Raw genomic sequence first — 2,451 nt, 5'->3', positions numbered from 1 at the left:
AGGATGAAAGAGGTTCACTAGGGTCTGTTGCGAGAGTGCTGGTTAAAGCCATTCGTTGATGGCGGCGGCCAGCATGGTTGTCTCGTTGCGGACGGCGAGTTTGTCGTAGTGAGTTGCCACCGTGCGGTGTCTCTTGAGCCGGTTGATCCCGCACTCGACTGGGTGTCGTTGTTTGTAGTGCTTCTTGTCGAACTTCGGTGGTCTGCCTCCGCGGGAGCCGAGGTTCTTGCGGTTGCGGATCTGGTCGGCTTTGTCCGGGATGGTGCAGGCAATCCGGCGTTTTCGCAGGTAGGCGCGGTTTGTGCGAGAGCCGTAGGCCTTGTCGCCCCGCACCTTGTCGGGTCTGGTGCGTGGCCGGCCGGGTCCTGAGCGGGGCACACGGATCTTTGACAGGGCCGGCCGGAAACAGGGACTGTCGTGTCGGTGGCCGGCGGTGAAGTGCAGCGACAGTGGCTTCTGCCCCTGCTCGGTGGCCAGGTGGAATTTCGTGGTCAGGCCGCCGCGGGAGCGTCCGAGTCCGTGATCGTCGGACTCGGTGGCGATGCCGCCGGGCGGTTCCTTTTGCAGGTTCCCTATTTACGAGCTCCCGCGGCGTGCTGATGAGCCCGGCACACGGTGGAGCCGATGCAGGGTGAGGACGGCCTGGATGAGTGTGGTGATCCGGGTGGTCGAGCATCGCGGTTTGCGGAGGATCCGCCAGAACGTGAGGGTGGCGATGGCCTGCTCGACGAGTGTTCGGATCTTCGCGTGGGACCGGTTCACCGCACCTGTCTCAGTACGGGGTACGGACCGTTCCACCGGCGCCCCGGTGGCCTTCGCCGAGGCCAGCACGTGATGCCGGCCTCGGCGAAGGCCCCGACGATGCCGTGTTCACGGGCTGCGCGGACATCGTGGACGGTGCCGGGCAGTGCGGGTGAGGCCCACAGCAGCCGGCCGAAGGGATCGGCGATGACCTACACGTTCATCCCGTGCTTCGTGTGCTCGCCGGAGTAGTACGGGCGGTCCGCGGCGATGCGGTCGATCGGCAGGAGCGTGCCGTCGAGGATCAGATACACCTTCGCCGACGCGGTTCGCACCGCGCCGGCCAGGCTGGGGCGAGGGTGGCCAGGAGTTCGACAGCCTAGGTGACGTGGCGGTAGGCCGTGGTGATTCCGACGTCGAACCCGGCTGCGAGCCGGGCGTATGTATGGCCCACTCGCAGGTGTGCGAGCGTGAGCAGGGACTGGCGGCCGGCGCTCAGGCGCCACCAGCGTGAGCCGATGTCGCGGCGGTGCCGCCGTAGCTGCTGAGTGAGAAGCGCAGGATGGAGCTGGACACGTCGACGCGACGGGCAGACAAGCACGTGAAGCCTCTGGTGGAGACGGTTGTCTTGGTCCAAAACCCATCTACCAGGGGCTTCATCACGTTGCCAGCCCAACTACCAGGCTACAGCTGCAGATTGGAAAAGACTCACTGTCCACGACCATGGGGAACATCAACCACCCCCAGTCCCATACCGAACACTGCAAAGAAACTGAGAAACCCCAGCCCACAACCACCATCCACGATCTCTGCCGAAGCCGTACCAATTCAGTTCGATGCGGTCAGTGATCGGCTAACTACCCTGCTGGTCTGGAAGTTGCACCAGATCGCTGCTGCGAGTGCCAGGGCACGGTGGGCGATGAGTGCGCGATCGCCGCAGACGAGAAACGGTAGCCCTTGTATGGCGGTGCTGCACCGGGGTCCACGGGTGAGCTCTTCCACGACGATCTCCATCAAGATCGGAGAACGTCCCGAGCCAATCTGACAAATCCATGGTTGCCGCGGCGCGCGGGGACGGGGCGACGGTGCGCTCCGCGTACGGCAGTGGCTCCGGGACCGACGCCGCGCCGAGGAAGACCTGACGCACCACGCGTTCGGCGGCGTTCCCGTCGTCCCACTGGCAGAACCGGGCGCGGAACGCAGCGCGCAGCTCGGTGGCCCGCTCGTCGTCCCAGCGGCCGCTGCGGAACGCGTCGATCAGCTCGTCCTCGGTGGTGGCGATTACACCCGGGGTGTCGCCCGGCTCGCCCGAGAGCAGGTTGAAGGTGACACCACGCGAGTGGACGTAAGTGTCCCAGTCGTCGGCGTAGCTGATGATCGGCCGGTCGAGGTTAGCGTAGTCAAACATGATCGACGAGTAGTCGGTGATCAGGGCGTCGGCGGCCAGACAGAGCTCCTCGACGACTGGGTAGCTGGAAACGTCGATCAGGGCGCCGCGCTCCTGCAACTCCTGCAGAGCCGGGTTCCGCCTGTAGAAGTAGTGGGTCCGCACCAGCAGGACGAAGTCCTCGCCCAGCTCCCGGGAGATCTTCTCCAGGTCGAGCCGCGGGACGTAGCCCGCCTGATAGTCACGCATGGTCGGCGCGTACAGCACGGCGGTCTTGCCGGGAGCAATGCCGAGGCGCTCGCGGATGTCCAGGACGTCCCTAG

General features: G+C 65.3%; 2 protein-coding genes and 1 pseudogene. All 3 read right to left on the bottom strand.

Features of this window, described 5'->3' with window-relative positions:
• Nucleotides 1–42: 42 nt before the first annotated feature.
• Nucleotides 43–477, bottom strand: coding sequence for a transposase (locus tag AZE13_RS32945; protein ID WP_398780299.1), 435 nt, complete (start codon nucleotides 475–477; stop codon nucleotides 43–45).
• 99 nt (nucleotides 478–576) lie between these two features.
• Nucleotides 577–1,338 (bottom strand): annotated as a pseudogene (locus tag AZE13_RS37345) (transposase family protein).
• A 256-nt stretch (nucleotides 1,339–1,594) separates the two neighbouring features.
• On the bottom strand, nucleotides 1,595–2,451 hold an 857-nt coding region (locus AZE13_RS32935; protein WP_258528169.1), incomplete at its 5' end, for a CDP-glycerol glycerophosphotransferase family protein.

This window comes from Streptomyces sp. NBRC 110611, from assembly GCF_001590865.1.
Taxonomy (GTDB): Bacteria; Actinomycetota; Actinomycetes; order Streptomycetales; family Streptomycetaceae; genus Streptomyces.
Note: the sequence above shows the minus strand (reverse complement) of the source record. Positions and strands in the feature narration are given on the sequence as shown.